Annotated in this window: 23 protein-coding genes; 5 read left to right on the forward strand and 18 right to left on the reverse strand. The window is 44.4% G+C overall.

Annotated elements, in window-relative coordinates; all coding sequences use genetic code 11:
• Positions 1 to 11 precede the first annotated feature (11 nt).
• The 13 genes from ACE1OE_RS00480 to ACE1OE_RS00540 form a co-directional block, all read right to left on the reverse strand.
• On the reverse strand, positions 12 to 830 hold the full coding sequence (locus ACE1OE_RS00480) for a MurR/RpiR family transcriptional regulator (RefSeq protein WP_449209717.1): 819 nt from the start codon (positions 828 to 830) through the stop codon (positions 12 to 14).
• A gap of 85 nt (positions 831 to 915) precedes the next feature.
• Positions 916 to 1,644: an amino acid ABC transporter ATP-binding protein gene (locus ACE1OE_RS00485; protein ID WP_102469364.1), complete on the reverse strand. Its 729-nt coding sequence runs from the start codon at positions 1,642 to 1,644 to the stop codon at positions 916 to 918.
• Positions 1,631 to 2,281, reverse strand: a complete 651-nt coding sequence (locus tag ACE1OE_RS00490; protein ID WP_102469365.1) for an amino acid ABC transporter permease — start codon at positions 2,279 to 2,281, stop codon at positions 1,631 to 1,633. Before ACE1OE_RS00490 ends, ACE1OE_RS00485 begins: the two co-directional genes overlap by 14 nt.
• Before the next feature lie 12 nt (positions 2,282 to 2,293).
• On the reverse strand, positions 2,294 to 2,962 hold the full coding sequence (locus ACE1OE_RS00495; RefSeq protein ID WP_102469366.1) for an amino acid ABC transporter permease: 669 nt from the start codon (positions 2,960 to 2,962) through the stop codon (positions 2,294 to 2,296).
• A gap of 14 nt (positions 2,963 to 2,976) precedes the next feature.
• Entirely contained in the window at positions 2,977 to 3,768 is a 792-nt protein-coding gene (locus tag ACE1OE_RS00500) for a transporter substrate-binding domain-containing protein (RefSeq protein WP_102469367.1), read from the reverse strand.
• Positions 3,769 to 4,394: 626 nt separating this feature from the next.
• On the reverse strand, positions 4,395 to 4,937 hold the full coding sequence (locus ACE1OE_RS00505; RefSeq protein ID WP_449209718.1) for a DUF3156 family protein: 543 nt from the start codon (positions 4,935 to 4,937) through the stop codon (positions 4,395 to 4,397).
• 52 nt (positions 4,938 to 4,989) lie between these two features.
• On the reverse strand, positions 4,990 to 5,316 hold the full coding sequence (locus ACE1OE_RS00510; RefSeq protein WP_102469369.1) for a P-II family nitrogen regulator: 327 nt from the start codon (positions 5,314 to 5,316) through the stop codon (positions 4,990 to 4,992).
• A gap of 39 nt (positions 5,317 to 5,355) precedes the next feature.
• Positions 5,356 to 6,798, reverse strand: coding sequence for an APC family permease (locus ACE1OE_RS00515; protein ID WP_449209719.1), 1,443 nt, complete (start codon positions 6,796 to 6,798; stop codon positions 5,356 to 5,358).
• Between the two features lie 231 nt (positions 6,799 to 7,029).
• Positions 7,030 to 8,157 carry an NAD(P)/FAD-dependent oxidoreductase gene (locus ACE1OE_RS00520; RefSeq protein ID WP_449209720.1) on the reverse strand — a complete coding sequence of 376 codons (1,128 nt, stop codon included), beginning with the start codon at positions 8,155 to 8,157 and terminating at the stop codon, positions 7,030 to 7,032.
• Positions 8,158 to 8,248: 91 nt separating this feature from the next.
• Positions 8,249 to 9,655 carry an FAD-dependent oxidoreductase gene (locus ACE1OE_RS00525; RefSeq protein ID WP_449209721.1) on the reverse strand — a complete coding sequence of 469 codons (1,407 nt, stop codon included), beginning with the start codon at positions 9,653 to 9,655 and terminating at the stop codon, positions 8,249 to 8,251.
• A complete protein-coding gene (locus tag ACE1OE_RS00530; protein WP_102469373.1) occupies positions 9,648 to 9,953 on the reverse strand; it encodes a (2Fe-2S)-binding protein in 306 nt (101 codons plus the stop codon). Before ACE1OE_RS00530 ends, ACE1OE_RS00525 begins: the two co-directional genes overlap by 8 nt.
• Before the next feature lie 48 nt (positions 9,954 to 10,001).
• Positions 10,002 to 10,400 carry a Rid family hydrolase gene (locus tag ACE1OE_RS00535; RefSeq protein WP_102469374.1) on the reverse strand — a complete coding sequence of 133 codons (399 nt, stop codon included), beginning with the start codon at positions 10,398 to 10,400 and terminating at the stop codon, positions 10,002 to 10,004.
• Between the two features lie 156 nt (positions 10,401 to 10,556).
• The gene (locus ACE1OE_RS00540) at positions 10,557 to 11,696 is read right to left on the reverse strand and encodes a tyramine oxidase subunit B (protein WP_449209722.1); all 1,140 of its coding nucleotides are present in this window, start codon (positions 11,694 to 11,696) and stop codon (positions 10,557 to 10,559) included.
• 228 nt (positions 11,697 to 11,924) lie between these two features.
• Between ACE1OE_RS00540 and ACE1OE_RS00545 the strand changes: the two genes are divergently transcribed.
• The 4 genes from ACE1OE_RS00545 to ACE1OE_RS00560 all read left to right on the forward strand — a co-directional run bounded on the left by ACE1OE_RS00545 (position 11,925) and on the right by ACE1OE_RS00560 (position 14,584).
• A complete protein-coding gene (locus ACE1OE_RS00545; protein ID WP_372063029.1) occupies positions 11,925 to 12,758 on the forward strand; it encodes an AraC family transcriptional regulator in 834 nt (277 codons plus the stop codon).
• A 512-nt stretch (positions 12,759 to 13,270) separates the two neighbouring features.
• Positions 13,271 to 13,888, forward strand: coding sequence for a Crp/Fnr family transcriptional regulator (locus tag ACE1OE_RS00550; protein WP_449209723.1), 618 nt, complete (start codon positions 13,271 to 13,273; stop codon positions 13,886 to 13,888).
• Positions 13,889 to 13,895: 7 nt separating this feature from the next.
• Complete coding sequence (locus tag ACE1OE_RS00555) at positions 13,896 to 14,267, forward strand: YidH family protein (protein WP_102469377.1); 372 nt, start codon at positions 13,896 to 13,898, stop codon at positions 14,265 to 14,267.
• On the forward strand, positions 14,267 to 14,584 hold the full coding sequence (locus ACE1OE_RS00560) for a DUF202 domain-containing protein (RefSeq protein ID WP_449209724.1): 318 nt from the start codon (positions 14,267 to 14,269) through the stop codon (positions 14,582 to 14,584). The genes ACE1OE_RS00555 and ACE1OE_RS00560 overlap by 1 nt, the downstream gene beginning before the upstream one ends.
• Before the next feature lie 266 nt (positions 14,585 to 14,850).
• Here the strand turns inward: ACE1OE_RS00560 and puuE are convergent, their stop codons facing one another.
• The 3 genes from puuE to ACE1OE_RS00575 are packed head-to-tail and all read right to left on the reverse strand — an operon-like array spanning position 14,851 to position 17,268.
• Positions 14,851 to 15,795, reverse strand: coding sequence for an allantoinase PuuE (gene puuE, locus ACE1OE_RS00565; RefSeq protein WP_449209725.1), 945 nt, complete (start codon positions 15,793 to 15,795; stop codon positions 14,851 to 14,853).
• Positions 15,796 to 15,820: 25 nt separating this feature from the next.
• A complete protein-coding gene (locus tag ACE1OE_RS00570; protein ID WP_449209726.1) occupies positions 15,821 to 16,564 on the reverse strand; it encodes an aspartate/glutamate racemase family protein in 744 nt (247 codons plus the stop codon).
• Positions 16,565 to 16,590: 26 nt separating this feature from the next.
• Complete coding sequence (locus ACE1OE_RS00575; RefSeq protein ID WP_449209727.1) at positions 16,591 to 17,268, reverse strand: GntR family transcriptional regulator; 678 nt, start codon at positions 17,266 to 17,268, stop codon at positions 16,591 to 16,593.
• A 270-nt stretch (positions 17,269 to 17,538) separates the two neighbouring features.
• Between ACE1OE_RS00575 and ACE1OE_RS00580 the strand changes: the two genes are divergently transcribed.
• Positions 17,539 to 18,978 carry an NCS1 family nucleobase:cation symporter-1 gene (locus tag ACE1OE_RS00580; protein WP_372063020.1) on the forward strand — a complete coding sequence of 480 codons (1,440 nt, stop codon included), beginning with the start codon at positions 17,539 to 17,541 and terminating at the stop codon, positions 18,976 to 18,978.
• A 345-nt stretch (positions 18,979 to 19,323) separates the two neighbouring features.
• Here the strand turns inward: ACE1OE_RS00580 and ACE1OE_RS00585 are convergent, their stop codons facing one another.
• Positions 19,324 to 19,458: a hypothetical protein gene (locus ACE1OE_RS00585; RefSeq protein ID WP_449209728.1), complete on the reverse strand. Its 135-nt coding sequence runs from the start codon at positions 19,456 to 19,458 to the stop codon at positions 19,324 to 19,326.
• Positions 19,459 to 19,784: 326 nt separating this feature from the next.
• Entirely contained in the window at positions 19,785 to 19,958 is a 174-nt protein-coding gene (locus ACE1OE_RS00590) for an amidase family protein (RefSeq protein ID WP_102469395.1), read from the reverse strand.
• Positions 19,959 to 20,037 lie beyond the last annotated feature (79 nt).

The raw sequence follows: 20,037 nt of genomic DNA on the forward strand, positions 1-20,037 counted from the left end.
ACAATGTTAACTCATTCCAGCTCGTCTAAACGAGTGTAATTTGCCGAGACTTTACCGCTGGTCTGAACCGCATCTGCGCCAAGTTGTAGATAGGTTTTATTCACCAGATGCGAGATCAAACTCATCGGCACGGCGTAGCTATCAAGCGGCGCTTGATTGTTCATATGACAGATAAAGTAATGCGTCACATCCTGGGTGTACTTTTGGCCCGACTGGTCAGTGATCAGCAACACATTATGAGCGCGTAACTGCTCAATCATCTTGGCAAAGAATTGTGGCCGTCTGCGGATGCCAATCACAATGACAAAATCATCTTGCGTCACAGCGGCTAAATCCTCACCGATGGTTTGACCAGGGAGCGGCAACAGATCCACATTAGTGCGACACTGCACTAGCTGCTGACGAAAGTGCATCGCTAACGGGTAGCTATTTCGATAGCCAATAACCTTTATCCGTTTCGCGTTACTCAACGTCGCAATAATGTCCGTCAGGTCACTTTGACTCAATTGCGCCCATAGCTGCTCTAATGCCCCTAGCTCTTGGTGAAACTCCTGCATTTCTACTGGAGCGATAATGACCGGTGTGCCTTTATCTCTCTCAACCAATAACTCATTGCGCAGCGCTAGGTGATCCTCATAGCCCAATTTACGAATAAAACGGCTAACACTGGTTTTAGACACATCACACGCCTCGGCAATCTCATGGGTCGACATAATCAGAATCTGCTCTGGATTAATCTGCAAGTAATCCGCAAGACGACGATTACTTGGCGATAACTCAGAATAATGTCGAGTAATGCGTTCGCTTAAGGGGTTACTGCTGGGACTCATGCTTGTTCCTTTATCGATATTAAGATAGCTGTGTTGGTTCTATTATCTAGTCGTGGTTATTAGGATGACAACGCTTCGCGAATCATTAACGCACCGCTGATAAAAAGCTTTGCAGCTCTGGTGTCTGCGGATTCGCGAACACCTCATTGCTACAGCCCGTTTCCCACACCTTGCCTTGATTCATGAACACCACTTTGTCGCCAACATCGCGGGCAAAATTCATTTCATGAGTGACCAATATCAACGTCATGCCCTCTTCTTTGAGGTGCTCTAACACCTTGAGCACCTCGCCAACTAACTCAGGATCGAGCGCTGAGGTGATCTCATCACAAAGCAATACCTTAGGCGACATAGCCAGAGAGCGAGCAATCGCTACGCGCTGTTGTTGCCCGCCAGAAAGATTATTCGGATAAGCATCAAACTTGTCTGCTAGGCCCACTTTTTCAAGCAAATCTCTCGCGAGTGCTTCGCACTCTTGCGCCGTTTTCTTGAGCACCAACTTGGGTGCTAACATGACATTTTCGCCTACGGTTTTATGCGGGAAAAGATTAAAGCTTTGAAACACCATACCGACGCTGCGACTCAGTAATCTTAGCTTGTAATCATCATTCTCTACCGATTGGTTATCGACAATAATCACGCCTTCTTCGTACGTTTCTAAGCCATTCATGCAGCGCAGTAGGGTACTTTTTCCGGAGCCGCTACGACCAATGATTGAGATCACTTCACCCGCTTTAACTTTCAGATCCACACCCTTGAGTACGTGGTTCTCGCCATAGTATTTATGGACTTGTTCAACGCTAACGAGTGACATGATTTTTATTCTCCAAATAACGAGCCAGTAACGACAAAGGGAAGCAAATGACAAAATATAGCAATGCCACAAAGGCAAATACTTTGAACGGTTGGAAGGTGGCGTTGTTTAACATGGTGCCGGCTTTAGTCAGTTCAACAAAACCAATGATAGAAGCCAGCGCCGTGCCCTTTACGATCTGCACTGAAAAACCAACGGTCGGGGCAATCGCCATACGCATTGCTTGTGGTGCAATGATAGTGCGCATGCTCTGGAAATAAGTGAAACCCAAGGTTCGGCAGGCTTCCCATTGCCCTTTCGGCAGCGCTTCAATACAGCCACGCCAAATATCATGAAAGAAAGCGCTACTAAATAGCGTTAGCGAGATGATGGCCGCAGACCAAGCGCTCACTTCTATGCCGATGAGCGATAAACCAAAGAAAGTGAGAAAGAGCTGCATGAGCAATGGCGTGCCTTGAAATATCTCCACGTACACCTGGATAACACGGGTAAATGCGACATTCTTAGTACTGCGTAAAAACGTCAACAGTAACCCCAATAAACCGCCACCAATAAACGCCACGATGGAGAGTAGCACCGTCCATCTTGCCGCCATCAGGAGGTTTCGTAAGATATCCCAATCAGAAAACTGCATCATATTCTGATTCTCCTATAACGATGGGTTTTTAAAACTATACTGCTTAACCATGGCGAAGGTTTGACGCATCAGCATGGATAGCACGAGATAGATAATGGCTGTGACTAAATAAGCCTCAAAGCTCAAAAAGCTACGAGATTGAGCAAAGTTGGCCGCAAACGTCAGCTCTTCTACCGAGATCTGAGATACCACCGCAGATCCAAGCATAACGATAATGCATTGGCTGGTTAGTGCCGGATAGACTCGTTGATAGGCAGGAGGAAGAATGACATGCATAAAGGTTTGGCGCGTCGTCAACCCAAGTACTTTACCTGCTTCCCACTGCCCTTTTGGTGCAGCATCAATGCCAGCGCGAATAATCTCGGCGCTGTACGCGCCCAGATTAATCACCATCGCAATACTGCCCGCTTGCCATGCTGTTAGCTTTAATCCAATGGCCGGTAGCCCGAAAAAGATAAAAAATAACTGCACGATGAAAGGGGTATTCCGAATCACCTCTACATAACTTGCACACAACCAACGCAACCAACGCTGTCTATGTGTGCGCCCTGCCGCGCAAAGCGTGCCTAGGATCAATCCACCAAGTGTTGATATCACCGTCAGTTGTATTGTTGTCCAGGCTCCAGTTAATAGTTGAGGAATATAAGGCGCCAGGCCTGGAAGATCGAGGTGGTAGCTCATAGATAAATCCTAACTTACGCGCCTAAACCAGCAGGAAACGGTGCTTTTAACCATTTCTGAGAAATGCTTTCAAGTTCACCTTCGTCTTTAGCTTGCAGGATCAATGTATTGATTTCGTTAAGTAAAGCGGTGTCGCCTTTTTTAACGCCGATGTAACAAGGCGAATCTTTCAGCATGAACTTAACCTGAGGCGCTCTTGCTGGGTTGCGGTTTGCGATCTCTGTGACCACTAGGTTGCCTGTTGCAATAAGGCCAACTTGACCAGATAGGTAAGCCGATAAAGTTGCGTTGTTATCTTCATAACGATTGAGCGTTGTGTCGCTCGGTACAAGCTTACTAAGTTCAATATCTTCAACTGAACCACGTGTAACACCGACTGTTTTACCCGCAAGCGCTTCTGGTGATGTCACATCTTCAGCATCATTACCAAATACACCGAGAAAGAACGGAGCATAGGCGTTGCTAAAATCAATGGCTCTTTCACGCTCAGGGTTTTTACCAAGACTAGAGATCACCAAGTCAACCTTACGGGTCTGAAGATACGGGATTCGGTTGGCACTTGTGACTGGCACTAGCTCTAGCTTTACATCTAGTTTCCTAGCCAGATATTCAGCCATATCGATGTCATAACCCTGTGGGTTTAGGTTGATATCGACAGAACCAAAAGGAGGAAAGTCTTGTGGTACGGCGACTTTAAGCACACCACTTTGTTTAATAGACTCAAGTTGCGTTGCGCTAACAGTGTGCGCGGTGAGCAATAATGATGCGGATAACACGGTGTTTAATATCACTTTAAACATATTCATACAGCATTCCCTTATGATTTTTATGAAACAAATGAAACATCTAATCAAAGAACTGCAACGAACGTGCCAACGCAACAAAAATAATTAACCCCTTGTTTATTAAGCTTAAATTCATATGCCACTATATTTTAAATGGTTATTATCACAATAATGCCAATGTTATGGTGCACACTGCCCTAAAACAATGCACTAAAGTATGTTGTCATAGGGATAAGGGTTGGCTTTGAAGGTTTAGACAATGCTGTCGATCATCGCGTTCACTTCATCGCCATTTGGAGTGGTCGAGAATAACTCGTTTTTTCTGCCAAGAGCCTACAGGTTAATGACCCGTTCAGTACGAATATTGTCGATAGATAACGATCGACAATACAACAAATCCGCTTTGGCCAGTGACCAAACGTATATTTTATCGCTTTGCCTGGCGGGCTAGACTCTATCACGTTCTAGATTTTGGCCCAGACTTGTTGCTGTTTGGAGTTCACGCCATTTTAGAAAGAACATCGATAAACTCTGTTCGTGGTGTTGGCTAGAAGCGAGGTGATTAGATACGGGTTTTATGGCTCACTCACAAAATGGGACTTAGCAAAAGCTTCTTTTAAAGCTTAACTCAATAGTAAGGTACACATTTACTCCATGTAGGAACTGATTTTTTTCAACACCTGAGCGATGGGCGCGACCTGCTCCGGTGGCAGCGGTATGGGGGTTCGCATTGGGGGAATGATGAGATAGACCATTCCACCTCCATAGGGTGTCAGCGTCGTTTTAACACAATCATTTTCGATATAGATTGTGAGTGATTCTAGGTCGATAGAACGCAACGTCTGTTTAAGTTCAGTATCTGCATCCAATGCGGTCAACAGATCAGCACAGAACACACCTTGTGTTTTTCCAGTGAACTGCCCGTTTCGGCTTCCCTTAAATTTCAAACAACCACTTCCTGCTTGGTCGACTTGACGAGAGAAGACGATGTTCATAGAGCACGTCCCGCCCATCCAGCGAGCCTTAAAGTCTAGGTCAATTTGTAAGCTGCCTAATCCTTCTGGCAGGTTGTTAAAATGCACGCTACCTTCATCTGATTGTTCCGCTCCTCCCCAATACGGGGAGAATGCCAACGCATTATTATATAGTGCCGATTTCGCCACTTTAAAGGCATTGTTTTTTGCTCTCATTAAGCCTTCCTTTTCTTATACCAATCTGGATTATGTAGGTTGGTATTATTGGCTATTCATCATCTTGCTCTCCAGTGCGGATGTTATAGGACTCCGTCACTGGAATGACAAACACACGACCATCTCCCCGATTACCATCGCCTGTGCGAGCGGCGTTAATAATCGTCTGAACGGCATCATCTTTCATGTAGTCCTCGACAACCGTTAAAATCATCTCTTTCGGAAGTTCTTTATAGCTGATGTCTCCAACCTTAAGTCCGCTTTGTCGACCTCGACCAATTACCGGCACCTTAGTAAGCGCTTGAATATCTACTTGAGAGAGTGCGTCTGTCACGTCAGCAATTTTTTCTGGACGGATAATCGCTTTAACTAGAAACATAATGTCATCCTTTTTTAAAATATCAGTGAATATGCAATATTAATGTTGGGGTTTGGGTTCTATACAAAATGTGGCTTGGATGCCTGCTGGCACTAAATCTTCATGAACCTTTTTCCACTCAGCCTGAGCTTCTTTGATCCCTAGTGGCTTGAAGAGCGGCTGTTTAACCACAAACTTCAACCAAACGACTGCATATACCATAGACAGTGCGACCATTACACCGACAAGGTTGTAGATAGCTTCTGCCATCTCAGGAGCGGGGGCGATATTTAAAATGGCATAACCGATACCAAGTGAACCAATAATCTGTGGCACGGGGTAAAAACGTGTCTTATATGGACGTCGCACGTTCGGATAACGAAACCTTAATATGATGACGTTGATGTGCGCGATGATGTAACAGAATAACCATGCACAACATGCTGCCAAGATGTACACAATCAGATCGGGAGAGTTGACAATGCCACCAAAGAAAAATGCCGCGATACCACCGGACATAAACAAGATACCTACCCAAGGCGTTCGGAATCTTGGATGAATTTTTCGAAATACTTTAGGTAGTTCATGACTCAAAGCCATTCCATAGAGCATACGCGGAACCACTGCTATAACAGTATTGATCGTACTGGCGCTGGCAAAAATTGAAACAATCGATATCCAGATCATGCCCGGTTTACCGAGCATCGCGAGTGCCATATCCACATGAGGATGATTAGAAGTGGTAAGTTGCTCAGCCGGAACATATTTTAATAACGCAAAACCATAAACCAAATTCACGCCAAAAATAACAACTAGGCCGGCGATCATCGCTCGTGGGATGTTTTTTTCAGCTTTCTTGGTTTCTTGAGCCATAGGGGTAACAAACTCAATACCAATGTATAACCAAATAGCCAATGCAGTGAGGCTGAACACGCCCGACCCCATTGCATTAAAAGGAATGTCAGCCATTTCTGGTGCCGGGAGAGCACCAATCCCGGTCAACCCAATAATCCCTAATAACGCAATGGAGATAATCATGGTTAACGTAAAGACAATTTGCAGTTTCGCAAATATATCGACCCCAACAATGTTCATCACCATTAGAAAACCTAGAATAAGCCCCCCGAGTAAGACGGGTGATAAACTAGGGAAAAAGGTTTCTGTTAATACGGAGCCTGCAACCGTCAACTCAGCAGGTGCAGCTAGCAAGTTAGGCACTAAATAGCCTAGTAACGTAGCAACTACCGCAGGAAAAGCCCCCATTGCCACACGCGTGTAAGTGCGAATTCCACCTGATGCCGGCATCATGCACGCAAGCTCTGCATAACTCTGTGCTGAAAAATGTTGCAGCAACCAAGCCGTAATCATTGCGATGACAAAACCACCACCTGCGATGCCCATCCCTTGACCTAATGACACTAGCGTACTTGATGCAACGACACAGCCAACTGCAACCGCGAAGCACGACCAAAAACCAAGGGTCTTTTTGAGGTTAGTACTCATTATTGTCTCTCCTTGTACATTTACTGAGGCTCAATCTAAACACTCACCTTACCGTTCATTCAGCCTGTACCCAGATTAAGTTAGTCGTCATCAAGCTGGACTATTTCCATGCTCCAGCCTTTCTAGATAACGGGATAATATTGATACTATTAACTGCCATCGCTCCTGTATTGTATTTTCGCGACATGCTTTATAACTCATTCAAGTGATGACACTTTGAATTATAAAATTCTATGCTCGATGGGAAAAACGCTCGTACCCTAGCTCGCTGATATTGATAGAAGGCATTTCGTCGCAGGCAAGTTCTGCCAAAACGGTACCGACGGCAGGCGCTATGCCAAAGCCGTGACCAGAAAGCCCACAGCCTAGAATCAAGCCCGGAACATCCTCAACCCCACTGAGAACGGGGACCTTGTCCTCGCACCAATCAATGATGCCCACCCAACTCCGCACGACCTTGGCGTGTTTCAAAGCAGGGATGTAGCCAAGGATGCCACGACATGTGTCCGCCGTAGCTTCTATTGGGGTATGATCTGAAGCGCCGCTTATCAGCTCTGAGTTCAAAGGGGATCCACCGCCGAACACAAACGATCCGTGCGCGGTCTGGTGTCCATAAAAATCTGCCATGGCAGTGCCTAGCATTTGATAAAACATCGGAGGTTGTGCATCGGTTATAAGTGTATCAAGAGCAACTGGTTTCATTGGAACATCGACACCAACACTCTGAGAGATTGCTCGGCTTTCAAGACCTGCCGCCAAAATTATTCTGTCCGCCTCAAACTCGCCATCTCTCGTCATAACCTTACGTAACACGCCTGCCACCATTTTCAATGACAGTACATGCTGCCCTGTCAAAAACCGAACACCCAGTTGGCGTGCGCCATTATGGTATGCCAACGTTGTCTGCAGCGGGTTAGCGTGACCATCACTTGGACACCAACTTGCACCGATCACTTCATCAGATAGATGCGGGCAGATTTCTCTCACCTCTTCACCGCTGATCATCTTTACATCGAGCCCTTGGTCCACAGCAGTAGCGGTCAAGCCTCTTAGAATATCTAAGTGCTCATCGGTTTTACCTAAACGCAGATTGCCGTGCTGGTAATACTCGACGTTAGTTCCCAGCTCTTCAGAGAGGTGCGGCCAGAGGTTTTGCACACCATACATGGCCAGTGGGAGTTCGCGCTTGTCGCGCCCCGACTGACGTACCCCGCCACCGTTACGACTGGAGCCGCCGTAGCCAATCACCTTACTCTTTTCCAGAACGATGACCGACTTGCCTTTTTTTGCTAGGTAGTAAGCGGTGGAGCAACCGATAATTCCGCCACCTATGATGATAACGTCTGCACTTCTCTTCATTATTTCTCTCTTCTGCAATGGTGCGGTAAATCCTAGCCGACTCCCGCGTATTCCAAGCGACCAGTGCTAACTTCTGTTAGTCAAGGCCGCTTCAGTCCTTGTCACCACCGTTGCTCCCAAAGCGCATATTGGCAAACTGCTCAATGCTCAAAGGCTTCAATGGTGTCCGAACTCGCAACGACCCGACATCAACGATATCGATTGAGCAACTATCCGCAATTATTTCTGAGATCGTTGCTGCACACATACGCCCCTGACACGGCCCCATCCCGGCCCGGGTTCTGCCTTTGATCTGCGTAGGGTGACGTGCACCCTGGCCGATAGCTTCTCGAATCTGACCTGAGGTGATTTCTTCACAGCGGCAGACCATGATATTGTCGCCTGCTGGTACTAAAGTCTGTCGGCTCGGTGGGAAAATATGGTCAAGAAAGGGGCGAATAGCTTTTTCCTTGTTGAGGTATATTTTGTGTTGTTCTGCAAGGCGGTCACGTTCTGATTCACTTATTATCTGGAGCTTATAAGCACTATCAATAGCGGCTAAATGCCCCCTAACTGTCGCCACTGGACCTCCACCAATACCGGCTGAATCGCCAGCAATCGACACGCCTTTTACGCTAGTCTGTCCCCAAATATCAAGCACCGGTTTCCAGTATCGTTGCGGCTCATACCATTCATGCTCACAGTTTAATGATTCGCTCAAACGTATATTAGGGACAACCCCTTCGTGCAGTAAAACGGTTTTGGCATCGATATCCTTCTGTCTGCCACGATAAGAAAAGCGCAACCCTTCTGCTCGCTCTCCACCAATAACCTCGAGATCGCGACACCCCATGTAGAGCGGTACACCAGCACGTTTAACCTTCCATCGCATCTGTAGACCTTTCAACAGATAACTACACCGGAGTAGAGCTCCTGGCAGGTAGGGAGCCGCCTTGATGTAATCTTTAAAACTGGCCGTTTCAACCATAGCCGCAATTTCAACGCCATTGTCCACCAGATGACAGGCAGCTAGCAGCAACAGGGGTCCGCTACCCGCGATTACGACGGGCTCATCCGGAACCATATCGGCAGATTTGAATAAAATATCCGCCGCCGCCGCCCCCATCACTCCGGGTAATGTCCATTTTTTCATTGGAACTGGTCGCTCTGTAGCACCGATACTAAGCAGCACACGACGTCCGCGTACCCGTTGTGTTTCCCCGCCAGACAACAGGTCAACATCGAAATTGTTGGCGATATTTATAACCGTCGTATTCGGTATATAGGTAGCACTGGAGGCTCTAAAGGTCTCAACTAATGGTTTGCCAGCGAAGTAATCCTTGCCGAGCACATCGACATTTTCCGAGCGACTGCGTTCCATTGAGCGATAGATCTGCCCTCCTGGCTCAGGCTGCTCATCAACCACTAAAGTCTTAAGCCCAAGACCTTCGGCGGTGACGGCCGCGGCAAGTCCACCTGGACCTGCACCAATAATAATAAGATCGTATTGATTACCCATTGGCTAGCACCTTCTTTCCATCCTGGCGATTGACTACCATTCCGTCGCTCACCTGAATGGCACAAGCCTGTTGATTTGGTACGCCATCGATCTCCATCAGGCACTCAAAGCAAACACCCATCTGACAATACCCAGCTCGTTTAACTCCGCTTATTGGCGAGGTTCGATTATACCCCGCCCCCGCCACCATCACTGAGGCTAAAACAGTTTCACCGACCGGAACCAGTAACTGCTTACCTTCAAAGGTGATAGTCACAAGCTCCGCAGCAAGACAGCCTTCATGTAACCTTTTCAACATACTTAACTCCTTGCCAATACACAGAGGCATTCGTCCCCCCTGTCATTATCAGATTAAAACTTCACACCCAACCATCGCTTCAAGCTCAATCTCAACCAACTGACTTGGGCGATTCAGCTTAGGTGTTTCAACCATGGTGAACAGTGGACGGAATTCTTTGAAAGATTCGCTATATGCCATACCGACTTCATTAGCCAAGCCCATATCGGTGACATAAGCCTTAACCTTGTAAACATCTTTGGCCTCTGCCTCTGCGCGAGCAAGGAGTTCAATAAACTTACCGAAAATGTATTGGGCCTGTTCGTAAGCAGTAGTGCCGTAAACAGAGCCGTCAGGTTGAACTGCAGTAGTGCCACAAATATGGATTTGATTGCCTATTTTGACCATACGTGAATAACCTGCGCTTTCTTCGAGTGACGTTCCTGATGAATAATTGATACGTTGCATAATGCGTAACCTTGTTAAAATAAGTTCAGAGAGGATCAAATCTGTTTAGGTATGCAGATGGGCATTAGTGGTGACTTAGACGAGCACCGAACCTTCCATAAACCTTCGTTACAGATTTGGCGGCATGGCTCCCTTTATCAGGAGCTATATCCAGAACTATTTAAGTACTGGTTCATCCCAGAGGTTCAGTGAAACGCCGATTCCTTTTTCGACAGCGTTACGATAAATCTTGGTTGCCCAAGCAACATCTTCCACTGGCATTCCACCCACCGACATAATGATGATTTCCTCGTCACTTTTACGGCCGAGCGCTTCGCCTGCAACAATTTCTCCCAGATCTTCAAGCTCGTCAGGCGTCAAAGTTCCCTCATCAATCATGTCCATAAAGCGCATCCCTGCTAGTGGAATTATATTATGTGTCGGTTTTGGCACTTCTTCATACCAAGCTTCGTACAGACCTGTGTTATCAAGCACTTTACGAACATCTGACCTTTCCATCCCCGCATCAAGTCGAACGCTTGCCGGCATAGCTAAGAATGCACCTGGTTTTACCCACTCACGCTTAACCTCTGGATAGGTAGATGGGTCTCCAGTTTCACCTGAATTACAATAAGTAATAAGATCAGAACCGCGAACGATTTCTTCAATGGTATCGACTATCTGTACATCCGTTATTTGAGGATAAGTAACGGCAAGCCAAGTGATAAAACTGTCTAAGCTATTTTTGCCTCGTCCCTTAATTTTAATTGTATTAACGTCTGGGCAAGCAGCGACGAAAGCAGCGACGGTCGTTTTTCCCATAACACCTGGTCCAAGCAAACCAATGACCTTAGCGTCTTTACGAGCTAAATAGCGGGCCCCTACCCCTGGTACAGCACCTGTACGATAAGCGGACAACAAGTTTGCCGACATGTAAGCTAATGGCGCACTTGTTTCAATATCATTGAGAATAAACATCAAGATAGATCGAGGAAGCCCTTTTTCTCTGTTGGCAATATTGGACCCGTACCATTTGACACCACAGGTCTTAAAGTCGCCACCAAGATAAGCTGGCATAGCCATCAAACGGCGGTCAGCGGTTGGCTTAGGCATGTCAGGAAAAGGGGATTCATCTGGAAACGTCACCATTGCTCCATGAGAGTCATTGTTGGCACCAGCCATTCGGTAGTCACCTTGATGAAGCAGCGCAAACATCTCTTCCATCGTATCGACACAATTTGGCATATCGGTCACGCCGGCTTTAATCATGTCCTGTTCAGAAAGGTATATAAAATCTATCTTAGTGTTGTCTGACATATCGTCACCTATATCCATATAGTTTCGGGTTTTATGCAGTACTCAATCCACTCTTAGCCGGTGTTGCTAGGCATCGTTTAACTTAAGGTATGAGTAATTGCTTTCGATACTATTTAGAACCCTCCAACCTGTATTGGATTTTTGCGACATCGGTTACTTGACGTATTTAAAGAGAAACTGGCATTCACTTTGCTTTATTCACTTATCGGATTAAAGTGAGAATTGAAAATGTCAGACTCATCATTGCTAACAAATATTTCGGGGATTCACTCAAAGCAGCCATTTTTCGTATTGAGTTCGGAGCAGTTCCTTACTCATTTACCCTCTGAAAATACTGAAGTCTCTCATTTTTACAGTTTTAAAGCAGGCCGTTCATACGAACCCACAATTGCAATCCCTGACGGTTGTATAGATATGGTATTTGACTGTGATGCAGACTCACCAAGCGGACAGATATGTGGGACTAGATTAGAAGCTGGATCGGTATTTTTTGAGCCTGGGCATCGTTACTTTGGGGTTAGATTTGTACCAGGGTTTATTCCTGATTTCTTGACGGTTTCAGCAGAAGAGTTAATTGAATATGAGCATAATATTCAAGATGTTATGGCAGATTCAATGCCGCTTATTGAGCAGATAGTCGAGTCTAATAGTTTTTCACAAAAAGTGAATATCGTGAACGCGTTTTTAAAACGAAAAAAGAAAAGAGAACCCTCTCAACTGACCAGCCAGATAATTAGAAAAATTTGTCTGCATGGAGGAAATATTCAGGTTCAAGATCTGGAGCGTTTCTCTGGCTATACAACGCGAACACTGCAACGGTTATTCAAAAGTGATATAGGATTGACACCCAAAGGATTCAGTCGAGCAATTCGTTGTCAATCAGCAGTTTATGGTATTAATCACACTGATAATCTTATTTTTTCTGATCTTGCCATTGATCTTGGTTTCAACGACCAATCTCACTTTCTCAGAGAGTTTAAAAAGTTAGTGAATGTGACACCACTAGAGTATCAAAATAGAGTAAAAGAAAAGACTTATCTGGAGCGAATTCGTTGTTATTGACCGCTCATTATTGGTGCGAACTGCACCAACAATGGATGGTGTAAGAGGTTCATTTGAATCGTCAAACTCCCCAAGAGACATTTTTAATTAGTTCGACTTCCACACTCTGAACAAATTGATCATCAAATTGAATCTGTTTCTATATTGCTGGTTTTAACTTGAAAAGAATGAGCCAAAGATAGCTTACTGCCGTATTTGTGAAAGAACCTTTTGCACCATGGGGACTCGGGGAGCACCTGATACTGGCCACGCTCTTAGAGTTCAACCAGAACAATCTTCGAAGACATTAAGGTTGATTATAAACGGACGAGAAGGCTCGGTGATCTTTAGTATTTAAGCCCAGTTAACTGTAAAAAAACAGAATATCGGTTAATTATATATCAATCTGATTGGCACAGATCACTGAATTTTGCATCAAAATCTTCTTTCGCATATTTTATGGCGATGGTCATATTTAGTCACTGATTTATGAAGTATCTTAGAAGCTGTTATCAAACAAATGGCTGGCTCTAATGATCTCTAACCTGATGCACTCACTTGAATCGCACATAGAAGTATCTAGTTTTTCGAGAAAACAGGTGATTTACCGTAATGGCGAGTCTGCAAAGGTTTTTTACCACGTCAAACAAGGTCAAATTGGTTTATACCAAGTCTCAGAAGGGGGGAAGGAATCTCTGCTTAGAATCTATGGTCCTGGTAGTTATTTTGGCTACCGCTCACTATTTACAGGACAAAACTACCCGTCAACAGCAAGAGCAATGTTGAATAGCATCGTAGTAAAGATAAATGTAAACGATTTTAAATCTCTAGATGAGATAGCGCCTAATCTTGCTAGCTACCTAATGAAGGAAGTCTGCTACGAGCTTGGGGAAGCTGAAAAAAGGTTGATGCAATTTAATGGTTTCAATGCCCGGAAACGGATTCTTGACACTATCACTTACTTCTTTGAAATGCACCCCGACTATCCGTGGACGTATCGAGAGATAGCGGAATACAGCGGAACAGATATCACCACCGTTATCCGTTACTGTAAAGGTTTAAAAGAGACCGGATTGCTGCGCAAAGACAGCCGTAAACCCACCCCCGTAGACTTGAATGTTTTAGCTGACTACCGACTATCACTGGTTTAACGTAAATATGACTAAGAAACGAATAAGAACTGCACCACGGTCATGGAGAGAAGAAGGAGAAGCCCCTGATTACCGTTTTTCTCTCGCTAACGAGCGTACCTATCTAGCGTGGATTCGAACGTCTCTTGCACTCTTAGCTGGTGCTATTGCATTGGATCAACTCACACCGGATCTGGCGAACTCGCTGGTACGCGTATTATTATCATCATTCTTATGTTTATTCTCAGGAACATTGGCCTTATTTGCCTATCGCCGCTGGGCAGATAACGAGAAAGCGATGAGAAATAGTTCGGACCTCAGATACACCCACTTTTTAAAAGTGATCAGCGGTACCATGCTGTTGCTGGCATTTATTATTGTATTAGTGATAACCGTTTGATGACGACTCGTGATAAAGGATTGCAGCCACAAAGGACATCAATGTCGTGGTTGCGCACTCAATTAGTATTGTTACTAGTCGTATTCGCATACCTCAGAGTCACATTGGCAATGGAGTACCCAACATTGATCTGTCTACTAGCTGGTGCGTTTACGATGATGGGCTCCCTTTATGCGCAGAATCGATTCTCACAAGATTTTTCCAATTCAATGGCGGTATCGCGCCTGGAATCGTTCATCAAAATCTCCTTGAGTGCGATAGTATTACTGCTCTCTACGAGTTACCTATTTATCGTCTGGCACTCATTTCTATTTTAGAATGTAACAAGTAATTTCATGCCACGCTATGGCCTAACCGCTGACAGATCACGCTACCAGCGCTTGGCATTCAATTGATCAAACGCTAGCTTGCATTCTGGTCGACCAAAGCGGTTACCTGCAACAGCTTAAGTCCAGAAGTGAACTAGCGATATCAGCAAACACTGGATAATAAAGCTGAACTTCCCAAAATCAGGATTATACCTCTGAGTCGATTATACCTTTAAATCAATTCAGTAAATGCATATCCAATATAAGGGCAAGGACTACTCACGATTAAAAGCCTTTGGGGAATGGCGTTCAATCCAGTGATCAGCGATCTGTTGACGACTTGCAACCCAAACATCCTCATGCTGTTGAACGTAATCAAGAAAACGCTTCAATGCTATCATTCTTGCGGGTTTGCCAGTAATTCGACAATGTAGACCAATAGACATCATTTTAGGTTTATGTATTCCCTCAGCATAGAGACAATCGAAGTTGTCCTTCAAGTACTGATAGAACTCGTCACTATGACTAAACCCATAAGGTGATGAGTACTTCATATCATTGCAGTCAAGAGTATAAGGGATAACTAAGTGAGCCTGGGATTGGTTCGATTGATTAGACGAATCGGTTTTACTCTGCACCCAAAAAGGTAAATCGTCACCATAATAATCACTGTCGTAAGCCAAACCAGGATGCTCCACGACTAAGCTGCGCGTATTCGGTGAATCCCTTCCTGTATACCAACCACTGATCTTTTTATCAAGCAATTGCTCCATCACTTCAATCGCTTCATGCATTTGCTGGCGTTCTTGTTCAATCGGCATATCTTGGTAGTGAATCCACTTTAATCCATGACAAACGACATCATGATTCGATTTTTTGATTGCCTCAACCAGCGGAGGATTACGCTGGAGCGCGGTTGTAACAGCAAACAATGTTAGGGGTAAATTACGCTCTTCGAACTCATTCAAAATACGCCATACACCAACGCGAGAACCATACTCATATAACGACTCAATACTCATATGTCGATCTTGATAAGCTTGTGCTCCGGCAATTTCAGACAAAAAAACCTCTGAGTGCTCATCGCCATGTAAAACACAATTTTCTCCGCCTTCTTCGTAATTAAGCACAAATTGAACGGCTATCCTTGCCTTATTCGGCCAATTTGCATCAGGTATATTGTCGGCACCATAACCAATATAATTTCTATCTTGCTGCATAACGGTACGCTTCCTTGTCGTGTAATTAGTTTGAAATGACTGCGGATAAATGTGCATAACGACCAATGTATTGTTTAGATACAGGTGCTTTGTATTGACCTTTTTTCGATGTACTAAGTCCTAGAGATACCAGAGACTCTGCAAGCTTCACAGCAGCAGTAACACCATCGATAACGGGAACTCTGAGTTGCTGGGATAACTCGTTCACAAGGTCAGTCATACCTGCGCAACCTAATACGATCGCTTCGGCGCCGTCCAATTCAATGGATCTCTGGCATTCAGAAAGCAGTAAGTTATAACTAGTTTGGTCAATTTTTTCTAACGCCAACACTGGGATATCAGTAGCCCGGACCCCGCTGCAAGAGCGCTCATAACCATATTTATGTAAAAGGTGTTTCGCTAGAGGAATCGTTTGGGTCATTGTTGTAACAATACCAAACTTGTGTGAAACCAAATTGGCCAGTTTAAATGAAGCATCAGCAACACCAATCACTGGTGCATTCGCGATTTCACGAGCAGCATCCAAACCGGGGTCACCGAAACAGGCTATGATATGTGCATCAACCCCTTCTTTATCTCGAGCGATAATTTCATCGAGCATTGCTGCGGCTGCAATCGTTTCATCAAACGCATTCTCTATGCTTAAAGGACCATGCTTCGGTGAAGACGCAACAATACTCACACTTGGACCGGCACATTGCCTGGCTGTTTCGGCTATTTTATCGGTCATCCCCTGACAGGTATTTGGATTTATAATGTTAATCTTCATGCTTCATCCTTGCTAGTAAACTGAATTTACGTGTCTTCGTGTTGATTAAATAACTGTGTAAAATCGATTGGTGTAATGTCTGTATCTGTTAAGTGGATCGTCGATTGTATCTCTACCAAATGCTCACGCATCCAAAGAACGGCTTGCTCTGTCTCTTTGTTATCAAGTAATTCAAGTAATTCAAGATGGTCTCCACCTTCACAGTGCACACTCTTTTTATTGCCGTAGACCGCAATAATAAGTGAGCTGTGATAACAAAGGCGCTCAACAAATTCCGCCAAGATACTGTTCCCTGATAACTTCGCTAACTCGTAATGAAACTTGGCCGTTAAATGAATGGCTTCAGCCAAGTCACCACAAAGGTTAGCTTGCTCCTCGAGCTCAACCATTTTGACAAAACGCTGCGAGTGCTGCACGGTCCAACTAGCCGCAATATCAGGGATTAGCAATGGCTCTATCATGATACGGCTATTTAGCACTTCTTTTGCTTGTTGGGGGCTTGGACGATTAACATGTGCCCCTTTATTCGGTTGAATCACAACCAGCTTTTCAATCGCTAACCTTTGCAGCACCTTACGAATGCCCGTACGGCTAATGTTAAATGCTTCCGCCAGCTTATCTTCCGGTAATTTGGCACCTGGAGGCAGTTCATGTTCAACGATTGCCTTTAATATCTGTTTATATACTTTGTCGTCACTTAACACTTTCAAAACCTCATAATGTATACAATAACCAAGCAAGTTGCATACCACATTGAATTCTTACTATTTACGCCTAAACAAGCTATTTCCGAGTTAAAATAGCAAAAACTCGAACGCAAACGCACTAAAATAGAACATAAAGCCTCAACTCAGTGCATTATTATAATCGTAATATCCTTTTGTCATACCTAAAACCCGTAAAAATCGACATTTCAACATTGGCATGCAAATTGTATTAGCAACATTGTATACAATTAATAAAAGGTGATGACTATGAGTAAAGGATTACCCGTCAGTAAACGACTGAGCAATGAAGATTTGGCCCCAGATAAAGAGCAAAGTTGGGGGTGGTACAGTATTTTTGCGTTTTGGATGTCTGACGTACACAGTGTGGGTGGTTATGTATTTGCAGCAAGTTTATTCGCACTTGGCTTAAACGGAATTCAAGTGTTTATTTCACTGCTAATCGGTATATCTATCGTATTAGTATTCGCAAACTTAATGGGTAAACCAGGTCAAAAAGCTGGTATTCCGTTCCCTGTTGTAGCAAGAATGTCATTTGGCGTCTTTGGTGCTAATATTCCCGCCGTGATCAGGGGTCTGATTGCAGTAGTTTGGTACGGGATACAAACCTATCTAGCATCAAGTTCATTTATCATATTGCTTCTTTATTTCTTCCCAAACACGGCAAGCCTTGCTGAATCTGAATTCCTTGGATTATCCCATTTAGGTTGGATTGGGTTTACCTCTATGTGGGTGCTTCAAGGTATTGTCTTTATGTTTGGTATGGATATGATTCGAAAGGTTATCGACTGGTCAGGACCAGCTATTTATATCGCGATGTTTGCTCTATGCGGTTATATGATTTATTTAGCAGGTTGGGACAATATCCAATTTAATCTCAGCTCTAAAAAGTTAGAGGGCTGGAACGTGTTTAGCACCATGGTTGTCGCTACCTCTCTTGTCGCGGGTTACTTTGCAGGACCAACACTTAATTTCAGCGATTTCTCACGATACTGCAAAAGTTATAAGGATTTGAAGTCTGGAAACTTTTGGGGATTACCCGTTAACTTCATTCTCTTTTCCATATTCAGTGTGATCATTGTGTCAGCCTCACTTCCTGTCTTCGGTGAAATGATTACTGACCCAGTGGAAACCGTCAAAAAACTTGACTCAGGAATCATTACAGTACTGGGGGCATTAACCTTTATTCTGGCAACGGTTGGAATAAATATTGTCGCGAACTTTGTCGCACCTGCATTCGACTTCTCTAATATTTCACCACAAAGAATCAGCTTTAAAGCCGGTGGATTTATTGCGGCATTTGGTTCTGTACTACTTATGCCTTGGAATCTATTTAACAACCCAGAAGTCATCCACTACACGGTTGATGTACTAGCCGCCATGATTGGGCCACTGTACGGCATCGTTATTATTGATTACTACTTATTGAAAAAAGGAAAAATCGATGTCGAATCTTTATATACTGAATCTAAAGAAGGTGCATACTGGTATAAAAATGGTGTCAATATGATGAGTGTATATGCGCTTATTATCTCTAGTACTATTGCAATTTTTGCCACATTTATATTCACAGCGCTAGCAAATTTTGCTCTATTTATCGGTGGGTTTTCAGCAGCAATCGCATACTATTTCCTTATGCAGCCAAAACGTGCGGCAGTCCCTACGGTGCAAGCGGAAGCCCAAAGCTAAAAGCTAAAAGTTAAAAGCTAAAACAGAATAAGCGAAACGACATTTCATGATGAGGTGTCGTTTTTTTAGACAAACCATACCACTGGTAATGCCTGAAAATTCTAGACACTCTTCAGGCCATTAGTACTGAGGCCCATTTTGAATCATCTGAACTTAAACAAAAGGCAGGGGACCACTTTAGCCACCAAATGATAAAAGCTTCTTCCCTTTTATGTGGGAGCTATTGTCTAAAGGTTCGGTAGTAATCAGCATCAACTTCTATCGTCACTGCACCGTTAGCATCAATTGCAACAAGATTCTTGCCAGCTTTAGCTATCAGCCACAACCCGTCACCACCAATGCAATTCAGTTTATATTAGGGTGTTGCACTACCATCATTAGTGCAGCGGCAACCATCGCTTCACTTGGCGTACCACCAGCATCGAGGATTTCTTGTAACGCTTTATAATGCGGTGCAGTAAAAGTGGTTTGTATGTTCATCTGGGATAGCAAGTTTTGGCTCTCCACCTGGTGTAGTAGTTAGTACCCACAAAACATGGTCAATCCTTAATACTTTAGAGATCCAATCAATAAACCTCGTCTGCTCATGCTTGGCAATTGCTTATTAGTTATTGCTTACGAGTGATACTTCTTGCCCAGTAGAGCGATACCAAAATGCAAGGGGTTAAACTATGCTGAGACTTGTTCTAACTCGACTCCCACATTACTCTGCGCCATTAGCTTATTTAAACGCTGATAGCGAAATAGAGCTACGATCGTTAATCTGTTTAGGAGAATTTACTGACTCTAAAAGACCTTGATTGATCTCAAGCCAACAACCGGCAGTAACTAGCAGGGACACGAACTGCGTCGCCAGTGTCACTTACAAGTGCAAAATCAGCGTCACCGTTTGCGACCGATGCCGCACCGCCACTTGATGGATATCCTGGCAGGCAAACTGGTGCAATTGGATTATCTGCACCAATGACATAACCTTCCACGTCAAATAAGTCTTTAAAGAATTCTAATTAGAGAGAAGTCCGTTTCCATAGGCGGGAATATGTTCAAATCCTTGGGGGC

The organism is Vibrio sp. E150_011 (genome assembly GCF_053544015.1).